This window comes from Corynebacterium sp. MSK044, assembly GCF_030232825.1.
Classification (GTDB): Bacteria; Actinomycetota; Actinomycetes; order Mycobacteriales; family Mycobacteriaceae; genus Corynebacterium.
The window spans coordinates 69,170-89,584 of sequence record NZ_JASPJJ010000001.1; the positions used below are offsets into that span (position 1 = coordinate 69,170).

The 20,415-nt window shown below is 58.2% G+C and carries 18 protein-coding genes; 5 read left to right on the forward strand and 13 right to left on the reverse strand.

Annotated elements, in window-relative coordinates:
• Positions 1-10: 10 nt before the first annotated feature.
• Positions 11-640: a YigZ family protein gene (locus QP994_RS00340; protein ID WP_284864968.1), complete on the reverse strand. Its 630-nt coding sequence runs from the start codon at positions 638-640 to the stop codon at positions 11-13.
• A gap of 30 nt (positions 641-670) precedes the next feature.
• On the opposite strand from QP994_RS00340, the gene treZ reads away from it, so the two are divergent.
• The gene (treZ, locus tag QP994_RS00345) at positions 671-2,377 is read left to right on the forward strand and encodes a malto-oligosyltrehalose trehalohydrolase (protein ID WP_284864969.1); all 1,707 of its coding nucleotides are present in this window, start codon (positions 671-673) and stop codon (positions 2,375-2,377) included.
• Here treZ and ilvA read toward each other — a convergent pair.
• On the reverse strand, positions 2,367-3,638 hold the full coding sequence (gene ilvA, locus QP994_RS00350; protein ID WP_284854553.1) for a threonine ammonia-lyase IlvA: 1,272 nt from the start codon (positions 3,636-3,638) through the stop codon (positions 2,367-2,369). The genes treZ and ilvA overlap by 11 nt on opposite strands.
• A gap of 90 nt (positions 3,639-3,728) precedes the next feature.
• On the opposite strand from ilvA, the gene QP994_RS00355 reads away from it, so the two are divergent.
• A complete protein-coding gene (locus tag QP994_RS00355) occupies positions 3,729-4,103 on the forward strand; it encodes a hypothetical protein (protein ID WP_284864970.1) in 375 nt (124 codons plus the stop codon).
• A gap of 2 nt (positions 4,104-4,105) precedes the next feature.
• On the opposite strand, the gene dnaE is transcribed toward QP994_RS00355, so the two are convergent.
• The 8 genes from dnaE to lspA all read right to left on the reverse strand — a co-directional run bounded on the left by dnaE (position 4,106) and on the right by lspA (position 14,631).
• The gene (gene dnaE / locus QP994_RS00360; protein WP_284864971.1) at positions 4,106-7,660 is read right to left on the reverse strand and encodes a DNA polymerase III subunit alpha; all 3,555 of its coding nucleotides are present in this window, start codon (positions 7,658-7,660) and stop codon (positions 4,106-4,108) included.
• A gap of 24 nt (positions 7,661-7,684) precedes the next feature.
• Positions 7,685-8,980, reverse strand: coding sequence for an ABC transporter permease (locus QP994_RS00365; protein ID WP_284864972.1), 1,296 nt, complete (start codon positions 8,978-8,980; stop codon positions 7,685-7,687).
• Positions 8,981-9,661 carry an ABC transporter ATP-binding protein gene (locus QP994_RS00370; protein ID WP_284854828.1) on the reverse strand — a complete coding sequence of 227 codons (681 nt, stop codon included), beginning with the start codon at positions 9,659-9,661 and terminating at the stop codon, positions 8,981-8,983.
• Positions 9,662-9,730: 69 nt separating this feature from the next.
• On the reverse strand, positions 9,731-10,999 hold the full coding sequence (locus QP994_RS00375; protein WP_284864973.1) for an efflux RND transporter periplasmic adaptor subunit: 1,269 nt from the start codon (positions 10,997-10,999) through the stop codon (positions 9,731-9,733).
• Between the two features lie 114 nt (positions 11,000-11,113).
• Positions 11,114-12,676 (reverse strand): HNH endonuclease signature motif containing protein, encoded by a 1,563-nt coding sequence (locus QP994_RS00380; RefSeq protein WP_284864974.1) that lies wholly within the window; start codon positions 12,674-12,676, stop codon positions 11,114-11,116.
• A gap of 100 nt (positions 12,677-12,776) precedes the next feature.
• Positions 12,777-13,163, reverse strand: coding sequence for a hypothetical protein (locus tag QP994_RS00385; protein ID WP_284854543.1), 387 nt, complete (start codon positions 13,161-13,163; stop codon positions 12,777-12,779).
• 86 nt (positions 13,164-13,249) lie between these two features.
• Complete coding sequence (locus QP994_RS00390; protein WP_284864975.1) at positions 13,250-14,161, reverse strand: RluA family pseudouridine synthase; 912 nt, start codon at positions 14,159-14,161, stop codon at positions 13,250-13,252.
• Entirely contained in the window at positions 14,158-14,631 is a 474-nt protein-coding gene (lspA, locus tag QP994_RS00395) for a signal peptidase II (RefSeq protein WP_284854540.1), read from the reverse strand. Before lspA ends, QP994_RS00390 begins: the two co-directional genes overlap by 4 nt.
• 41 nt (positions 14,632-14,672) lie before the next feature.
• Between lspA and QP994_RS00400 the strand changes: the two genes are divergently transcribed.
• Positions 14,673-15,551, forward strand: a complete 879-nt coding sequence (locus QP994_RS00400) for a DUF6263 family protein (protein WP_284864976.1) — start codon at positions 14,673-14,675, stop codon at positions 15,549-15,551.
• A gap of 6 nt (positions 15,552-15,557) precedes the next feature.
• The gene (locus tag QP994_RS00405) at positions 15,558-17,219 is read left to right on the forward strand and encodes an ABC-F family ATP-binding cassette domain-containing protein (RefSeq protein WP_284864977.1); all 1,662 of its coding nucleotides are present in this window, start codon (positions 15,558-15,560) and stop codon (positions 17,217-17,219) included.
• A 7-nt stretch (positions 17,220-17,226) separates the two neighbouring features.
• On the opposite strand, the gene QP994_RS00410 is transcribed toward QP994_RS00405, so the two are convergent.
• Complete coding sequence (locus tag QP994_RS00410) at positions 17,227-17,808, reverse strand: WKL family lipoprotein (RefSeq protein WP_502869980.1); 582 nt, start codon at positions 17,806-17,808, stop codon at positions 17,227-17,229.
• A gap of 64 nt (positions 17,809-17,872) precedes the next feature.
• Here QP994_RS00410 and QP994_RS00415 point away from each other — a divergent pair, with 64 nt between their 5' ends.
• The gene (locus tag QP994_RS00415) at positions 17,873-18,736 is read left to right on the forward strand and encodes an asparaginase (protein WP_284854537.1); all 864 of its coding nucleotides are present in this window, start codon (positions 17,873-17,875) and stop codon (positions 18,734-18,736) included.
• On the opposite strand, the gene QP994_RS00420 is transcribed toward QP994_RS00415, so the two are convergent.
• On the reverse strand, positions 18,723-19,556 hold the full coding sequence (locus QP994_RS00420; RefSeq protein WP_284864978.1) for a trypsin-like serine protease: 834 nt from the start codon (positions 19,554-19,556) through the stop codon (positions 18,723-18,725). The genes QP994_RS00415 and QP994_RS00420 overlap by 14 nt on opposite strands.
• A complete protein-coding gene (locus tag QP994_RS00425; protein ID WP_284864979.1) occupies positions 19,516-20,400 on the reverse strand; it encodes a DUF418 domain-containing protein in 885 nt (294 codons plus the stop codon). Before QP994_RS00425 ends, QP994_RS00420 begins: the two co-directional genes overlap by 41 nt.
• Positions 20,401-20,415: the final 15 nt, after the last annotated feature.

Genomic DNA, 20,415 nt, shown 5'->3' on the forward strand with positions numbered 1-20,415 from the left:
GTCGTTTAGTTTAGCGTTCCACCCATGTCTCTCCGGTCTCTGACGCTTCGGCCGTGCCTTGGGTCAGTGCTGCCAGTAATTCGTTGAGGGGATCTAATCCTCCCGGTTCAATACCAAGCGTGTACGTGGCCATTGCACCATACTGAACATCCACGACATCGATGCCATTGGTCCGCAGATCTGCTTCAATCCGGCCGGCCTCCGCATGCGGCAGGTCGACTGATACGAGTTGCCTCAAACGCTTCTGTACTCGAGTGACCTGTTCAAGTGTTTCTGATACTGCCCCGGAATAAGCATGAACGAGCCCGCCAGCCCCGAGTTTGATACCACCGAAGTAGCGGATCACCACTGCCACGATGTCCCGCATTCCGGAGCCGCGCAGCACATCCAGCATGGGTTTGCCCGCGGTGCCGGATGGTTCACCGTCATCGCTGGAGCGCTCAATGGGGTTCTGCCCGTGGAGGATGAATGCGGAACAGTGGTGCCTCGCATCCGGGTAGGTGGCTTTTGCTTCCGCAATGACCTCCCGCGCTTCCTCTTCAGATTCCGCGCGGGTGATCCATGTGATGAAGCGCGAGCGTTTGATGGTGATCTCGTGCGTGATCAGGTCACGTGCGGGCAACTCAAAAGAAACAAACATCGTGCCCGCATTTTACTTAGTGTGGAGTCCATGAGTTCCACCGAACGCTTTGAAGTATGGGCACCGCATGCGCATGACGTCCAGCTCGTCCTAGACGGTGCGCACTATCCGATGCAGCGAGCCGAGAAAAGGGGTTGGTGGGTCTCCAACACCACCAAGCAACCCGGCCAGCGCTACGGCTACCTCCTTCACAACGGGCAGGAGTGGACAGGCCCCTTCCCCGATCCACGGACGCGCCGCCAGCCGGATGGTGTTCATGGGTTATCGGAAGTCTTCGACACAGATTTCCCGTGGACTGATCAGGCCTGGTCCCCCAAGAAACTCCAAGGCCAGGTGATCTATGAGCTCCACGTGGGTACTTTTACGCCGGAGGGGACGTTTGCGGGGGTCGTCGAAAAGCTTCCTTACCTCACTGATCTTGGCGTGACCGCCATCGAGCTCATGCCCGTGCAACCTTTCGGCGGAGAGCGAAACTGGGGCTATGACGGCGTGGACTGGTTCGCTGTCCACGAGGGTTACGGTGGGCCGTACGAGCTGAAGAAGCTTATCGACGCCGCGCATGCCCACAACATCGCCGTCTATCTCGACGTGGTGTACAACCACTTTGGCCCCGACGGTAACTACAACGGTCTTTTCGGCCCGTACACGACCATGGGCTCGACTGGTTGGGGCGATGTGGTGAATCTTTCCGGGGCGAATTCGGATGAGGTTCGCGCCTACGTCCTCGATGCTGTACGCCAGTGGTTCGAAGAATTCCACGTGGATGGTCTGCGCCTTGATGCGGTGCATTCTTATGATGACCGCGCTGCGTTTTCCATCATGGAAGACATCAACCGGATCGCGGATGAGACGAACGCCATCATCATCGCTGAGTCTGACCTGAATGATCCGCGCATCATCAGTGCCTATGAGCACGGTGGATACGGCCTTGACGCGCAGTGGCTTGACGACGTCCACCATGCCCTCCACACCCTCATCACCGGTGAGAACAACGCCTACTACGAAGATTTCGGCAGCCTGGACATCTTGGCTGACACCCTGCGCAACGGCTATCGCTTCCGCCGCACCTACTCGTCTTTCCGTGAACGAACCCATGGGAAAGAATTAGACCTCACCCGCATCCCCCCGTGGAAACTGATCACCTACACCACCACGCACGACCAGGTGGGCAACCGCGCACAAGGTGATCGCCCTTCGCAGAATCTGACGCCCGCGCAGCATGCTCTCAAAGCAGCGGTGATCTTCTTCTCCCCTTTCACCCCCATGATTTTCATGGGGGAAGAGACCTACGCACAGACCCCATTCCCTTTCTTCGTGTCTCACACCGATGAACGTCTGCTGCGCCTGACCAATGAGGGCCGCGCCCACGAATTCGCCCGCTACGGCTGGGACTTAGACGCCGTGCCCGAGCCAGCCGATCCCGCCACATTCGATTCCGCGAAGCTCAACTGGGATTTCGGGGACGATTCTGCACAGATGCTCTCTGCCTACAAGAAGCTGTTGTCACTCCGCAAAGACTTCAACCTCGCGCGTGATGATCTCCGGGAACTGCAGGTTGAGCGCGGTGAAGAATGGCTCACCATGGGGTACGACGATGTCGTGCTCGCCGCAAACTTCTCCAGTGAACCCGTCACCGTGCCCGTTGGCGGCGAACTGGTCTACTCCTTCACGCAGCCCACAGTTACGGAAACGTCAACCGTTCTAGATCCGTGGGGTTTCGCGGTGATTAGCCGATGACGATGTAGTCATACTCCGGTGTACCCGGCATGAGACGCTCACAGTCGAAGGATGCGTCTTCCATGCGTTGCAACAGTGGCTCTAGGTCCGTTGCCCGTGCCAGCTCCAAGCCAACCAGAGCAGCACCCGTTTCACGGTTGTTCTTCTTCAGATATTCGAAGAGCGCAATATCATCGTCCGGGCCCAACACGTCGTTGAGGAAACGGCGCAGCTGGCCCGGTTCCTGCGCGAAGTTGACCAGGAAGTAGTGCTTCAGACCGCGGTGGACAAGGGAACGCTCCATGATCTCGGCATACCGCAGCACGTCGTTATTGCCACCGGAGATCACGCACACCACGGTGCTACCCGGCGCGAGGTTCACCTCAGCCAACCCCGCCACCGACAATGCGCCAGCGGGCTCCGCGATGATGCCTTCGTTCTGGTACAGGTCCAGCATGTTCGTGCACACCGCACCTTCATCCACATCGGTGAGATGAATCCGGCCCTGGTTTTGCTCCACAATCTCGTAGTTGATGTCACCGACACGCTTCACAGCAGCACCATCAACGAAAGGATCCACGTCCTTCAACGTGACCGGCTCCCCCGCCTTCATCGCCGCTGCCATCGACGCCGCTCCTGCTGGTTCCAGCCCCACGATGGCAGTACGTGGCGACATATCAGCCAGGTACGAGGCGATACCAGCGATCAGCCCGCCGCCACCGACCGGCACCAAAATGTTATCCAGGGATTTACCCAGCGCCGACAGCTGTGACACAACTTCCGCTGCCACAGTGCCTTGGCCGATCACGGTATTACGGGCGTTAAATGGTTCCACCATGGTTGCACCGCGCGCGAGTGCATCCTCATGTGCGGCTTCAGCTGCTTCATCGAAGTTGTTGCCTGTCAATACGAGCTCAACGGAATCCCCACCGTGCACCAAGATCCGGTCTCGCTTCTGCTTCGGAGTGCGCTTAGGCACGAAGATCTTGCCGTCAATGCCCATCGACCGGCATGCGTAGGCCACGCCCTGAGCATGGTTCCCGGCTGATGCGGCAACGACGCCGGCGGCCTTCTCATCGTCGGAAAGCTTGGAGATGTTGTAGTACGCACCACGGATCTTGTACGACCGCACGTCCTGGAGGTCCTCTCGCTTCAGGTACACCTCCACGCCATACTGCTGGGACAGCCGCGGGCAGTACTGCAGCGGAGTCGGGGCAATAATGCGGGAAATATCCGCCTGTGCTGCTTGGATATCGGCTGCGTGGACGGGTGCGAAAGTCATAGACCCATATCTTAGCCCCCTTTATCTCTTGGTTTTACCCCGGCAAGGACGTACACTTTTCGCGGTTAGAAATCTCAAGAAGGAGCCCCCGTGAAGAAGACCCTCATCGCCGCCGCGCTCGCGGCCACCACCGCTTTCTCTGTCACTCCCGCCGCCTTGGCAGAAAACACTGCGGAGGTGAAGGAAAGCCAGGAAACCCGAGACACAAAGGACAATAACGAGCTTGATCCCACCAAGGACCGGTGGGATACGAACGGCGCTTCCAGCGACCCGGCTCCAAACGGGGGATTTCCCGAGAACTCTTCTACCCTGAACCGCGTTGGTGCCTACATGCAGAGCAACCACTTCAAGATGCTCTCTTTGATCGTTGCTACTGTCGCAGCGGCCATTACCATGCTGGCCAAGGTTGGGGAGATTGTTCTCCTGCTCAACCCTGACCTGCGGGCTCGACTCGGCGGGAAATAAAGTTAGCCCAACACCCCAGCACCCATAGCGGCTTTCAGGTCGCCCATGAGGCTGCCGGACCGCTCCACCCGCAGGTGATCCCCGAGGATCATCAGCTGGGAGTGGTCCCCATTTACCAGGTTCAGGTAAACATCCGAATCACCCGGATTATTTGCCAGGACCTGTTTTAGTTTGCGGATGTTGTCCATCGTGCACTGCTCAGTCCGCAGCGTCAGGCGCAGTGGCAGACCGGCACCATTGCCCGGCCCCAGCTCCGGTACCTTCACGTCATCACCGAAGAGACTCATCCGCTCATCACGGATGGATACGTGTGCCTTGACCAGGATGATGTTGTCCTCCACGATCTGCGGAGCTACGAGCGCGTACACCTTGTTGAACAGCAGCACCTCCACCTGCGCGCCGTTGTGGTCCTCCAGCGTGACAATCGCCCATGGGGAGCCATCCTTCTTGGAGAATCTCCGGTCCACCGCTGAAATAATCCCACCGATGGTCACCTCATCGCCGTGACGCATGCCACCTTCGAGGATCTTCGGCAACGGTGTGTCCGTCTGCGCTTCAATCGCTTCTTCGAAACCGTCGAGCGGGTGCCCGGACACATAAAGTCCGAGCATTTCACGTTCGAGTGCGAGCTTGTGCTTCTTCTCCCACTCATCTTCAGGGACCTCGATGGAGAATGCGGAGGACGCCTCTGCGTCGCCAAGCGAGGCGAATAGATCAAACTGCCCCTTATCCGCGGCCTTCTTGGTGGTCAGAACGGAATCCACCGCATCGTCAGAGACGAGCATGAGGCCCTTGCGCGCATGCCCGAGTGAGTCAAACGCGCCAGCCTTAATCAGGGATTCCGTGATGCGCTTATTGCACGGCAGCAGATCAATCTTGTCCAGGTAATCAGAAAACGACGTGAAATCGCCTTTTGTTCGGCGGGTCTCCCGGATCGATTCCACAACTTCCACACCCACGTTGCGGACAGCGGCCAACCCATAACGGATGTCCTTGTCCACAGCGAGGAAGTTCTCCTCCGACGCATTAATATCCGGTGGCAGCACGGAAATGCCAAGGTGGCGACAATCCGCAAGGTAGATCGCGGACTTGTCCTTCTTATCGCCCACCGACGTCAGCAGGGCCGCCATATACTCCGCCGCATAATTCGCCTTCAGGTAGGCCGTCCAGTAGGACACGAGCGCATAGCCTGCAGCGTGCGATTTGTTGAACGCGTAGGACGCGAAGGGCTCAATCGTTCCCCACAGTGCGTCCACCGCGGCCTTGGAATAGCCGTTGCTGAACATGCCTTCGGAGAACTTCTCATACTCCTTAGCCAGCACCTCAGGCTTCTTCTTACCCATTGCCTTACGGAAGCCATCTGCTTCACCAGCGGTGTAGTTAGCCACCTTCTGGGAGATGTTCATGATCTGCTCTTGGTAAACGATCAGACCATACGTTTCATCTAGGATCTCCCGCAGTGGTTCTTCCAGCTCTGGGTGAATCGGGGTGATCGGCTTACGCCCATTCTTACGGTCCGCATAGTCCCAGTGCGCATTCACTCCCATCGGGCCCGGACGATACAGAGCCAAGGACGCGACAATATCGTTAAAGCCCGTCGGCTTCATGCGCTTCAGCAGCTCTTGCATACCACCGGAGTCCAGCTGGAACACACCCAAGGTGTCACCGCGTGAGAGCAGCTCATAGACCGCCTCATCATCGGTTTCCAGCGTGTCCAAATGAATATGTTCACCGCGGTTTTTCTGGATGTTCTCAATCGCATCACCCAACACCGTCAGGTTACGCAGACCCAAGAAGTCCATCTTCAGCAGACCAATGGCCTCACATGCCGGGTAATCCCAACCAGTGATCAACGCGCCATCAGCGGGACGTTTCCACATTGGAATGTGGTCCATGAGTGGCACTGACGCCATAATCACCGCACACGCGTGCACGCCTGCTTGCCTGACCACGCCCTCCAGGCCTCGCGCAGTCTCATAAATCTTGGCGACATCAGGATCCGTCTCAATCATCGAACGGACCTCGGCGGCTTCTGAGTAACGCTCATGCTCCGGATCCATGATGCCGGCCAGCGGAATATCCTTCGCCATGATCGCCGGTGGCAGAGCAGCGTTAATCCGGTCCGCCATTTGGAAACCTGGCTGGCCGAAGTTCACCTTCGCCGCGTCCTTAATCGCCTGCTTGGTCTTCACTGTGCCGAAGGTGATCACCTGGGCAATCTTGTCCTCGCCCCAGTTCTCCGCCGCATAAGTGATCATTTCGCCGCGGCGCCGATCATCAAAGTCAATATCAATATCCGGTGCGGAAGGACGCTCCGGGTTCAAGAATCGCTCGAAGAGCAACCCGTGCTCAATCGGGTCAATGTTCGTGATGGTCAGCGCGTACGCAACCAAGGAACCTGCCGCCGAGCCACGACCCGGACCAACGCGAATTCCAACGGAACGCGCATGCTTAATCAGCTCCGCAACGATGAGGAAGTAGGACGGATAGCCCTTCATGTCAATGACATCGATCTCATAGTCCGCACGCTTGTAGTACTCCTCCGGCACAGTCGCACCTTCGAAGCGCTCTTGCAGCCCACGATGCACTTCCTTCCGCAGCCATGTCGTCGGGGTCTCCCCCTCCGGCACGGTTGCCAGCGGCATACGGTCATGCGGGTGTTCTTCCCACAGTTCGCCGTAGTCCCCCACGCGTTCCGCAATCCACAACGTGTTGTCGCAGCCGTCTGGGACCATGTCATCCCAGATCTCACGCATCTCCTGCGCCGACTTGATGTAGTAGCCGGTGCCATCAAACTTGAAGCGGTCTGGGTCCAACAGCGTCTTGCCGGTCTGGACACACAGCATTGCCTCGTGGGCTGGTGCTTGGGATTCAAGGACGTAGTGGCAGTCATTGGTCACTAGTGGCGGCAAATCCAGTGCCTGACCGATGCGTAGCAGATCATCGCGCACGCGACGCTCAATGTGCAGGCCATGATCCATCAACTCAAGGAAGTAATTGTCCTTACCGTAGATGTCCTGCCACATCGCGGCTGCCTCAAGCGCCTCGTCATACTGCCCGAGACGCAAACGCGTCTGCACATCACCCGAGGGACACCCCGTCGTGGCAATGATGCCTTCTGCATGCTCCGCGATCAGCTCCGCATCCATGCGCGGCCACTTACCCAGCTGGCCCTCATACGAGGCGAGGGAACTCAAGCGGAACAGATTACGCAAACCGTCTGCGTTCTCCGCCAACATCGTCTGGTGCAAGTACGCACCGGAAGCGGACACATCGTCGCTCTTCTGGTCAGGGGTGCCCCACAGAACACGTTTCTTGTTGAAGCGGGATTCCGGGGCCATGTAGGCCTCAATACCGATGATCGGCTTGATGCCCGCTTCCGTCATGCGGCGGTAGAAGGCATTGGATCCAAACATGTTGCCGTGGTCCGTCATGCCCACGGCAGGCATTCCCTGACGGTCCACTTCCTCCGCCAACAGATCCACCTTTGCCATGCCGTCGAGCATGGAAAACTCGGTGTGGTTGTGCAGGTGGACGAAGGAGGAATTCTTGGCCATAGCTGCCTAGTCTAGCCCGCTTGTCTACTCGTACCTCAGCGCGTCAATGGGCTGCATCTTTGCTGCCTTATTCGCCGGGTACGCACCGAAGAACACGCCAATCGCCATCGAGAACAACAGCGCGAACAACACTGCGCCGATCGGCGGGAAAGCCACCGGGCCATAAGACTCACCGTCGATCATCCCGATGAAGCCACTAGCGAAAATGCCCAAGCCTCCACCGAGCACCACGCCGATGACACCGCCCAGCAAGCCAACCATGACAGCCTCAACGATGAACTGTGTCCGGATATCTCGCTGCGTTGCACCGAGCGCCTTACGCACACCGATCTCACGGGTGCGCTCCGTCACCGTGATCAACATAATGTTCATCACACCGATACCGCCGACGAGCAGGGAGATACCTGCGATGGCAGCGAGTACCGTACTGATAATCCCGAAGATGCTGGTGAAGGCCTCCAGCGACGCCTGCATATCAATGACTTCAACTTGAGCCTCCTCGTTATGCTCGTACCAGCTGTCAAGATATGCCTGGAGTTCCTCACGGAACGCTGCTGGGTCCTCATCACCCCGCGTCATCACAACAAAGTTGAAGACATTCTCAATCTTTTCGCCCACCCGGTCAGTCACGCTGACGGGGATATACATCTGCCCGTATGCGGTCTCCTGGCCGAAGTCATCCGCGCTCTGCTGTTCGCCCTCGGCGACACCAATAATGGTGAATACGCTCGTGGAATCAGTGCTCACATCAATGCGTTCGCCGATGGCGGATGCGGCATCGCCGTCAAAGAATGCGTCGACAAGCTCCTGCGAAACAACCGCAACTGGGCGCTGAGTGGCAATGTCCTGCTCTGTAATACCGCGCCCGTAAGAAATCTCGACATTGCGGACCTTCATCGAATCCGCCAACACCGGCATCACGTCAACTGATGCTGTTTTGTCACCGTAAACCGAGTCTGCGGAGAGCGTTTCCTGGATATCCACGCCCTCGATACGTGGCCCAAAATGATCCTTAATCTCCTGGAGTTGTTCCAATGAGACCATGTCTTGCTCATCCGTAACCGGCATGTTGAAGCCAAAGGAGAACGTATCTTCTTCTTGTTCGGACTCCTCAGGCTTCTCCGTGATCAGCACAATGTGCTGCGACGCACCAATATCTTCCAGGCCACTGAGAACCTGGTTCTGCAGGCCACGGCCCAAGGTCATGATGATGATCACGGCCATGATGCCGATGATGATGCCCAGGAGCGTCAGCACCGAGCGCATTTTGTTTGTGCGCAGGCTCCCCGCAGCGAGGTTGATTGATTCACGCAATTCCATCTAGCGCCCACCTCCCGCATGCGCATCGACGATCCGACCGTCCTTCATCTCCACAATCCGCTGCGTCTCCTGCGCAAGCTCCGGGTTGTGAGTAATGAACACGATTGCCTTGCCATATTCCTCATTGAGCTGGTGGAACAGATCCATCACCATGCGGCCCGTCTTCGAATCCAACGCACCTGTGGGCTCGTCCGCCAGCAACAAATCCGGATCATTCGCAAGACTGCGCGCAATCGCAACACGCTGTTTCTGGCCACCAGAAAGCTCATTCGGCGCGTGCGTTAGCCGGTCCCCCATCCCGACCATCTCTAAAAGCTCAGCCGCGCGCTCCTCGCGTTCTTGCTTGCCGACGCCCGCGTACATCATCGGCATCGCCACATTCTGCAACGCGTTAATGCGTCCAACCAAGTTGAAGTTCTGGAAGATGAACCCGATGTTCTGGGAGCGGTACGATGCCAGCTCATTGTCGTTTTTGATGAAGACATCCTCACCATTGAATGCGTAGCCACCATGAGTGGGCTTATCCAACATCCCAATCAGGTTCATCAACGTCGACTTACCACAGCCCGAAGGACCAACGATGGACACGAACTCACCATGCTTGGTATCAAAATCGATCCCGTGCAGCACCGTCAGCTCAGTGTCTTTGCCCTGGTTATAGGTTTTGACGATTCCGCGCATGTACACCAACTGGTCAGGATCAATCTCGACCAACTCTGGCGGGGCGCCGTGAACAGAACTGCTCACTGTTTAGTCCTTCTTGTCCTGCTTGTCTTGCTTGCCCTGGCCGAAGTTCTCATCGGCGATCTGAACTGTCTCGCCCACCTTGTCCTTGTAGTCATCGGGCCAGGCAACAACGATGTCGCCTTCCTTCAAATCACCGCCCGTCACCGCGATGTCCGTGTCATTCTTCACTCCGGTTTTCACCGTGCGTTCCTCGACGGTCGCCGTCGCATCGTCGCTAGGTACCAACACCAGCACCTTGCCATCGTCATAGACCGCATCGCGTGGAATGCTCAGGCCATCCCGAGTTTCATCCGTGATGATCTCAGCGCGTGCTGATCCTCCCAGGCGCAAATCATTCATGTCACCGGTGACCTCAATCTCTACCGGGAACAAAATTCCAGAGTTCTTCGATTTCCCCTGCCCCTGCTGCATCGCACGCGCCGCCGGATCTTCCCCCTCAGCCATCGGCGCAATTTTGCGTACGCGCCCCTCGAACTTCTTATCGCCGGTCACCGGAGTGGTGAACTCCACCCGATTGCCTTCTTTCACCCGTGCCACGTCAGTCTCACGCACGTTCGACTTAATCAGCAGGCGTGAAGCGTCCGCAATAGTCAGCAAAGCTCCACCCGCCGGAGCGCCCTCCTGCGCCTCGATCTTGGTCACAACACCATCCATCGGTGCGTAGATCTCACGCTCTTCCATCTGGTATTCAAGGGAGCTCATGTTTTCCCCCATGCCAGGAGGCATACCTTGCTGCGCAGCCAACTGCTCTTCAATAGCAGCCTGAGCCTCGTTCTGGCCTTCTACACGGCCCTGCTCATGTGCTTCCACGAGAGCTTGTTCAATCTCCTCCCGGCTTGGCCCTGGAGCAGGTGCAGGTGCCGGTGCCGGCGGCGGTGGTAGTGGAGCTCCCTGCGGGAAGATGGAGCTAATGCTGTCATGGATGGCTTGGCCGGCATCCTGAACCGCACGTTGGACCTGACCGACAGCAGCCGTCATCGCGATTGGTTCACCGGAGGCATTCAGCTGGCGTTCAATGGAGGAAGTATCCATGGTCACCAGCAGTTGTCCCTGCTTCACGCGGTCCCCGACCTGCACATGTACGGTCCCCACCGGAACTGACAGGGTGCTGGAAATCGCCGCTGTGCGTACCGGCTCGACGGTGCCATCGACGACGATGCTGTTCACTACGGCTTCGTGTGTGGCCACTGAGTAATCGCCAGCAGAGACACCCTCCTTTGCGTCCATGTCCCCCGCACCACAAGCGGTGGCCAAGAACAGAGACGAAGCCATAGCCAGGGACAACCCAGCTCGACGTGCCCACATGGTGCGTTGAGATGACAAAATGATTCTCCACTTCAGGGGGTGTGAACAAACTTACTGAAGAGACTTTACACGCCACCAAACTTAAGATGGAAGACTCATTCGTCGCTCCATGCTGAGGTCTTGGACCGTGGGCCGATCATCCATGGGGTCTTGCGGTGCCTCAAAGTCTGGGTCCGGCGCGGGCGGTGTTGGCGTTGGGTGGAAGGGGAAGGACATGTCGTACTTCGCTTCGATTTCTTCCAGTGCGCTCACACACTCGTCATAACTCCCACCCGATTCGTACTTATCCATGATCGTGTGAGCCAAGGCAAAGAACCGTGCGGAATTCCGCCGCAGCGCAAGAAGACCACGCAATGTTGTCTTCCACCGAGGTTTTTCTGCCAAGACTTGCTCTTGGATGAACCCTTCTGGCTCCGACTTCATGTAGGTCCCATCCGGCAGGAGCCAGATCACCTCTCCCGTCACGGGATCTGGCAGGTAGTACGCACGTTTATCGGTTTTTATGTTGTGATGGTGCTGACACAGGCAGTACAAATTATCTATTTCCGTCTGCCCGCCCTCACCGTAAGGGATTCGGTGTTCCATCTGGCAGTTTTCCGCCGGAACGTGACAGCCCGGCCACACGCACGTGCCGTCACGCCACCGAACCTTCGCCTTGATGTCTTCCGGCACCACGTATCCCGCCACTGCACGGTCCAGTTTCTCACTGTCCAAGTCCACGACCGTGCTGTCCGCATCCGCCATGAAGTGGAACATCGCGGTGCTTGGTGCGGTGGTCCAGCCGAAGTGCGGAATGTAAACCGAGGCAGAGCGATCGATCGATCCATCGGTGCCTTTGGGCGCGTAGCCGTAAATCACAGCCTTAGCAGGAGGAGCAATCTCCCCCGTCAGTAGCTTCAGGGTTGCATCAGCCAAGCTGAGTTTGTGTTCGCGCGCAGTTTCTTCCACGAATGCGCGAACAGAGGCCATCGTTGCGGAATCTCCGACGACGTTCATACGTGCATTGCCAACCTCTTCGTTCTCAGCACTGAATGAGACATTGCAGTGCCCCGGTGGCACGGCCCCCTCCTTCTGCTCGCGTTCTTTCTTCTTCTTTGAGCAGTAATCAATATTCGGATCGAACGATGCCAGGAGCTTCTTCATCCTGTTTTTAATCATCCATGGCGTAGGCAACTGCTGGTTTGCCGACGTTGGGCTAAAAAGCCCCGCCAAAAGCTCATCAAACGCCGCCAGCATCTCATCGGTGATGTCATTCCCCAATCGGGCCAACTGATTATCAATGGTGATCAAGCGGGACAGATCCAGCCGTTGAGTTCTCCTTTGAAGATCCCGCAGCATCGGCAGTTCCTGGAGGCGCATGTAGGCACACATGGCGTTCTCCACCGCCTTTTTGCCCATCCCCGTGACTGCACTCAACTTGGCTATCTCCACATGAATGTCATCACTCGAGCCGGCAAAGTCCTGACCATCCTCGGCATACAGCCCGAAGATGCCGAACTGACACTGCCGCAACAGCAATGCGTATTCCGCAATTTGACTGTCCGGACACTCGGTGGCAAAGAATGCCTCTTCCTGCTCCGGCCGGGAGTCCTCCCCGTCTCCTATGATCTGTTCCAATCGCTTTCGCTTGTCAGAAGCTGACACGATCTCACCCCCTTCTCCTTATTGTTTCCTAGACACAATCATACAGGAACGGGCGTTCGATACGCAAGGGCTAAAACAACATTTTTAAATATCTTTACGTCTAAACGTTCGAAGGAGTACGCACACCAAAAGTGCCCCACGCAGCATCGGGTGGAAGTACGTCGATGGTGGCGATGCGGGGGTCGGTCACAAGCGAACGCAAAGTGTTCCCGCCTTCCCACACCACGACGGCGATGAGTGGCTCGGAACCGAAAACCTGAGTCCGGTCCGGCATCTCCCCCACGGAGATCGGCGCCTTATCAGCAACGATGATCTGGTTAACGCGGCGCACATCCTCCAGCAGGTCAGCTGCATCAGCCGGATCGAGGGGCGAAGCAAAGGTGATCAAAGCAAAAGCGGGCTCATCGGCTTCCTCAAGCGATGCCTGGGCACGCTGTTCATACTCCCTCGCAGACTCACCGTTATCAGGGCCCAGCTGGTCCCCCATGGGGTGCGGGTCTATTCCGGTGTTCAGCCCCAGTAGATAGATACCAGCGAGACAAGCTAGGCAGCCGAGGGCAGCGATTACCTGTTTCACCCGCGGAGCACATCCACCGCATGTTGAAGGTCCGCTGGATAAGGGGACTCAACCTCCATCCATGTGCCTTTACCGGGATGCATGAATCCCAGTTTGGTGGCGTGCAACCACTGACGGTTCAAACCAAGGCGTGCGCCAAGTTTCGGGTCGGAACCATACATCGGGTCCCCCACGCACGGGTGCCCCACCGATGACATGTGCACGCGAATCTGGTGCGTGCGGCCAGTCTCCAGCTGAATTTCCAGCAGGCTCGCCTCGCGGAAAGCCTCCAGCACCTCATAGTGTGTCACTGAATGGCGTCCGTCCGACGTCACGGCGAACTTCCACCCGGAGGAGGGGTGGCGGCCAATCGGGGCATCAATCGTGCCCACGATCGGATCTGGAAGGCCCTGCACCACCGCGTGATAGGTCTTATCCACGGTGCGTTCCTTGAACGCGCGCTTGAGCACCGAATATCCCGGAATGGAATTGGCCACCACCATCACGCCGGACGTGCCCACATCCAGGCGCTGCACAATGCCTTTGCGTTCAGGTGGGCCCGCATCGGGCAGTTGAAACCCCATCGCATACAGCCCGCCCACCACAGTCGGCCCTTCCCACCCCAAGGTTGGGTGCGCAGCAACGCCGACTGGCTTATCGACGACGATGACATCCGCGTCCTCATACAAAATGGTCAGCCCCTCGACCAACTCTTCCTTCGGCATCGGGGGTGCCTTCGGCTCCGGTAGGGTCACTTCCAAGGTTTGGCCGGTGGCAAGGCGGGTGGATTTGGTGGCCAAGGAGCCGTCGATAAGCACATCGAGCTCGGCCGCGACTGTGCGCGAGACGCCGAATGCTTTGGCCACAGCGGCATCAACGCGCATGCCGTCAAGGCCTTCCGGCACGACGAGCGACCTGTACTTGCTCATTTCTCCCCCGTGAAAAACAGCGCGATGATGAATACAACGACGCCCACGTTAATGGCCATATCCGCAAAGTTGAACACCGCGAAAGAGCCAATGGAGATGTAATCCACCACATGCCCAAACCAAAAACTTGGGTCCCGGAAGAGACGGTCGATCAGGTTCCCCAACGCACCACCAGCGATGAGGGCAAGGCCGACGAGTTCCCATCGTGTTTTCAAGCGTGGCGCCGCGATGAGCGCGCCCACCACAAACACGAGCTGAATAGTGGTGAACAGCCACGTGGAATTACTGCCGAGGGAGAAGGCCGCACCCGGATTGAACACAAGAAGAAGCCGGAACCAGTCCCCGATCAGGTAAAAAGGTTCCCCTGGTGTCAGCGAAGACACCATGATCTGTTTGAGAATCTGATCGATGATTCCCACGGCGACCATGATGAGGGCCAGATACGTGCGCTTATGAGTGAGGGAGGTCATTGGCCCCTAACTCTAGTCGGCGGTAGGTTCAAGGAGTGAGTTTGCGTAGAATCACCGCCACTCTTCTTGTGGCCAGTGCCCTGACTGTCGCGGGTTGTTCCAGCACGGATCCGATCGAGGAGATCCCGGCTTTTGCCGTGGACAGCCCCGAAGTGTCCCTCATCTCAGCAGGTGAGGGACCCAAGGAACAGCTCGTCTATTCCTTCTCCCCACAAGAATCCGAGATCACTGTGTCCTACGCCGCACACCAAGGTGCCGTGGCAACGGACAAGGTGAGCGTGGATGCCCCCGCTGGCGGCGATGTGGAGCAGGTAACCCTGCCCCTGTCTGTTTCTGTGGTTGACGGCAACGTTGCTGAGTTCACGGTGGGTGAGCCGAAGCATTCCAACCTGGACACCGGTACCGAGGCGCTGACCGCTGAAGGTTTCCGCATGCGCTGGACCACCGATGTGCAGGGACAGATTGAGGACATCAAGCTATTGCCGCCAGAAGGCAGTTCCGATGAGGGGCGCGCCGTCATTGAGCGCGCGCTGCTGCAGATCATTTCCACCAACCCAGTATTCCCCGTGGAACCGGTGGGCGTGGGCGCTCAGTGGACGGTGGAAACGCGGACGCTGGGTGAGACAAACATGCGCCGCACCACCACCTACACGTTGACCTCCCGCGACGGAGACACAGCGGTGTTGGACGTGGAAGTCAACGAGGAGCCGGCGAAGAAAACCCTGGAGCTGGATGGTGAGGATAACCTGACTGCTGAAGAATGGTCCACCACATCACAAGGCACGATCACGGTGAATCTGACCAAACTTCTCCCCATCGCCGGCGAAAACGCTGCCACCACCCGCACTGTTTATGCTGGCCCAAACCCTGATTTCAAGGTGGTCCAAGACATGACCACTGCAACGACGTACAAGAAGTGATCTCACATGCGGCACACCCACATTGGTTTAGACGGAGTTTCCTTTAGCTATCCGGATGGACACCGCGTCCTCACCGACGTCTCCTTTGCGGTTCCTGCCGGATCAGTGACGGGTCTCATCGGGGAGAACGGCGCCGGCAAGTCCACGTTGTTGTCACTCATCAGCGGTGATCTGAAGCCAACCGCCGGCACGATCATCACCCCCGAGTTGACCGGGTTCATTGCCCAAGAAACGTCACTGCCGTTCAGTGCTCCTGCGCAATCGCTTATCGACGAATCCGTGCACGAACTCCGCGGCGTCGAACGCGCTATCACCGAACTGTCGGGACTGATGGCGGAAGATCCAGACAAGTACTCTGACCAGTTCGATGCAGCCTTGGCTCGCGCGGAGAATTCCGGAGTGTGGGAACTCGATGCCCGCATTGCTGCTGTGTTGGCTGGTCTTGGTCTGGCGAACGTTGAGTTGGGCACTCCCCTGGGCGAAATGTCCGGTGGCCAGCGCCGCCGTTTCGCACTCGCAGCACTGCTGCTGCGCCCGGTGGATGCGATGGTGTTAGACGAGCCCACGAACCACCTCGACGATGAAGCGGTGGACTTCCTCATCGAGGAATTGCGCGCTTTCAAGGGGCCGGTTTTAGCAGCATCCCACGACCGCTTCTTCCTGGACAGCGCCTGCGACGGACTGGTTGACCTGGATCCCGGTTTGGGTGCGGAAGGCGGATTCGGTGAGGAAACCCGCCAGGGTGCTCGCTTCTCCGGATCCTTCTCTGATTACCTGGTTGCTCGTGAAGCCCGACGAAACCGCTGGGCCACCGACTATGCCGCGCAAGAACACGAACGCGCCCGGCTGGAGAAGGCCGCTGCTATCACCGACGAGGACGTGTTCCACTCCTTTGAGAACAAAACCGAAACACGCAAGGCAGCCAAGTTCTATGCCGACCGCGCTGCCAAGACCATCGGTGGCCGCCGCAAGTCCGCGGAGAACCGCCTCGAAGCACTCGAGCGCCGTGAGATTCCCGCCCCTCCAAAGCGGCTGCACTTCCAAGACCTGCCGAAACACCCGGCTACCTCCCTCGGCGTGCCGGCTGTGGTGGCGAAGGATCTCGCGGTTGAAGATCGGTTAGCACCGCTGACCATCAAGGTGCAGCCCGGCCAGCAACTCCTCGTGGAGGGTCCGAATGGCGCTGGCAAATCCACACTCCTGAAAATTCTGGACGGTGAACTCACCGACTATTCCGGCGAATTGCACATGCCTGAAGAGATGACGGTGGCGCGCCTCGAGCAAGATGACACCTGGACGGATCTCTCAGTAACGGCGCTGGACATGCTCCCGGAGATCGTCGAGATGGGCCTGATGACGCGGGAGCAGGCAGAACAACCGCTGCAGGACCTCTCCCTCGGTCAGCGTCGCCGCGTGTCTTTGGGGTTGATCTTGTCCTCGCCGCCGGATCTGCTGCTTCTCGACGAGCCCACGAACCACCTCTCCCTCGCCCTTGCTGAAGAGCTCGAGGAAGCGTTGTTGGACTTCGAAGGCACCGTCGTCATCACGTCCCACGACCGGTGGGTACGCCGCCAATGGCGCAAGCGTATCGCTGAAAAAGATCAACGCGCCACGCTCCTCACTCTGTCCACGTTGTGGACAGAAGAGGTGTGGCGCGAAGAGGCCTAGAAGAAAACTAGAGCGCTGGCGCTTGGTCCTCGATCTGGACCTCTTCTTCCGGCGCCTGCTCTGGTGCCTGTTCCGGCGCTTCTGCTTCACACATGGCAGGAACCTGCTCAGGTGCAACGGTGTTGCGGATGAGGGTGCAGGCCCAGGATTGGGAGAGCTTCCAGGTTCCGTCCTCGTAGACGAAGGTAACGTTTTCTGCCGTGGTCGGGCCCTGATCTGGCTGGGTGAAGTTCACGGTAGCGAGCACCTCAGTCGGAGTGTATCCCGGCAAGATTGGCTCCACTACCTGGAAGTCAGCTCCAGATTCATGCTTCGCCTGCGTCATCACATCGAAGATTTCAACCGCGTTCTCGCCCCCCTGAACGGTGCGGGTGCGTTCCTCCATGGGAAGGTCCGGGTTGGTCGCGCGGGCAAGGATCTCATTGAGTTCTGCCGCGGTGGGTGTCTCCGCAACCGGTGCCTGCTCGGCCCCACTATTCGCTGTGGTTCCGGTGGTCCCGTTATCCCCTGAGTCGTCGTTCGAGCACGCCGCGAGAGTCACTGCGGCGCCGAAGGCGGTCATAATAGCTACAAATTTGCGTGTTTTCACCGTTTTCACGTTACCGGTTTGGTCACGTAGGTCCAACCGGCGCGCCTGTGGCACTCTTGGGAATATGGTGCATGTTTCAGTAATTTCCACTGGTGGGACCATCGCTTGTACTCGCGATGGTGATGGCGGGTTAACGCCAACCCTTTCCGCGACGGACTTGGTGGAGCGCGCGGGCCTTTCAGGTGTCTCGGCGCGTGACATCACTGCGCTCGATTCATCGGCGATGACATTCGCGGATATTGACGCAGTGGTCGCAGCCGTGCAAGAGGAACTGGCAGACCATTCAGGGGTTGTGGTGACACACGGAACTGACTCGCTGGTAGATACCGCATTTGCACTGGATCTCTTCTTCGAACGCCCCATAGTGATCACTGGTGCGATGCGGCCAGCGGACCACAAGGAACCGGATGGTTTTGAGAATCTGCGAACTGCAGTGCAATCGTTGTCTCCCGGCGCGCACGTTGTGTTTGCCGGTGAGGTTTTGTCTGCTCGCGGACTGATCAAGGCAGATACGGGGGCATTGAATCCGTTTGTTCCTACCGGTGATGTTCCGTATTACCCCTACCATCTTCCGCCAGTGTCGTTGGCAGGGCTGAACGTGCCCATCATCACCTGCTATCCCGGGGCGCCGACAAGCATTCTCGACGGGTGTGAGAACGCAGACGGCATCGTTGTGGAAGGACTCGGCGGGGGCAATGTCTCTCCGGAGGTGGGCGAAGCACTGGCAGATCTATCGATGCCGATTGTGCTGTCGACTTCCGTGCCCTTCGGCAAGGTCGATTTCGCCTACGGCGGCCCCGGCGGAGGAAACACCCTTGGGAAGTTCGGGGTGATTCCCTCCGGTTGGCTCCGTGCCGGCCAAGCCCGCATCGCTTTGGCGGTGGCGTTGCGGGCTGGGATCGATCCGGCAGAAGTTATCGGCGCTTGAGCAGAAGTGCCCCGGCACCGATCAGGGCGATCACGCCAAGAACACCAGCGATCCACCAGGTCTTGCTGTCGTTGCTCTCCGTCACCATGTCTGGTTCCGGCTGCTGGATGATGTTGTCGATCCACTCGTACTGAGCTGCCACCGGGGCAACAGCCACCTTCGGAGTGCTGAGCAGTTCCTCTTCGGACGGGTTATCCGGGTCGCTGAACAGGCTCGCGGACATCACTGCGGAGACACGACCGTCCTGGAAGATCGGTCCGCCGGAATCACCGGGCTGGATGCGAGCTTCATCCGCAAGGTCGATGACGGCGGCATTGGGGGCGTCGAAAAGCGCGGGTGCTTCATCGCTTGTCTTAGAAGTACCCTGAGCAATTGGCAGCTGCGTGGAACCACCGGAACCGTCAGAGGACCAACCGTAGAGAGTGACGTCACCGTCAGCGAGGGCTTCCTTGGACACCTCCGCGTAGTAGTCCAGCTGCATGTCCTGGACGGTGTGAACCAGGCCGATGTCGCCGATCGGTGCCTTCTCCCAGCGGTCAACCTCGTAAACGCGCTGGTCTTCACCCTGCAAGGTGCGGACGCTGCCGCCGGCCTTGTCAAACATTTCCATGCAGTGGCGTGCGGTGAGCACCCAGTGCGGAGCAATCGCGGTGCCGGTGCAGGTGCCGTCTTCTGGCTCATCGTCTTGCATACGCAGCGAGACAACCGTGTTGGCTTCAGCGGTGTTCCCTGCCATGTCCTTGCTCTCCATAGCAAGAGCAAGGGTCGGGTTGAGCAGGCTAGCTGTTGCTACGAGCGCTGCTGTGCGTGCGAGTTTCATATTTCTCCTTAACGGTTTTAGTAATGTTCGCGACCACGGCTTCGAGCGGGCCGCGTGTGAAGAAGTGCTTCCACGCCACAGCGATGACTGCTGCCACTGCCACCGTGACAACGAAAGACAGATACTCCGAAGTCACGATGTGGAGGCAGTACAGGGTGAGCGTCATCGAGCCCATCGGTTGAAGCACCGGGGACGCCGGGATGACGGAGTACAGCAAGCGGCACACACCGACCACTGCTGCTGACATCCCGATTGAGCCAAGAACATCCATGACTCCACCCGTATGGCCATTGGCATCGAGCCATACCGGCAGCACAACATGCAGGCGGAGGTAGATGTCCGCGATTGCTAACCCCATTCCAATAACCGCAGCGAGACTGAGGTGCTTTACCCGGTTGAACAGCATGCCGGCCACCATGAGGGCGACCCACATGGCCAGTGGATAGGGTGCGCCGAAGATTCCTCCCAGCTGACTCGTCGTCGCGCTGAGAGCAATGGCAGCAATGCCAACAGCGACCAGCCGAGGTGTGCTCCAGGAAGGAATGAAGGCGAGAAGCATCATTGCAAGGCCCAGCGGTAGCAGGACCACTTCGATGGTTCCCGCGAAGGGAACCAGCGCGAAGTGAAGGATGATGAGGATCAGCCCACGCACCAAGAAGGTCACCGGGTGCGGGCGCATCAAGCTCATGGAAATTCCTGCCAGGAACGCAAACAGCGCCGCCGGAAATCCGTAGAGCAGCTGGCCCATAATGCCCAGAGTGTTCGCACCAGTGAATGTGAGGTGCGCGGCCACCATGGCAATGAGCGCGATTGCGCGTGCCACATCAATTCCTACTATCCGCATGCTTCGCACGTTACG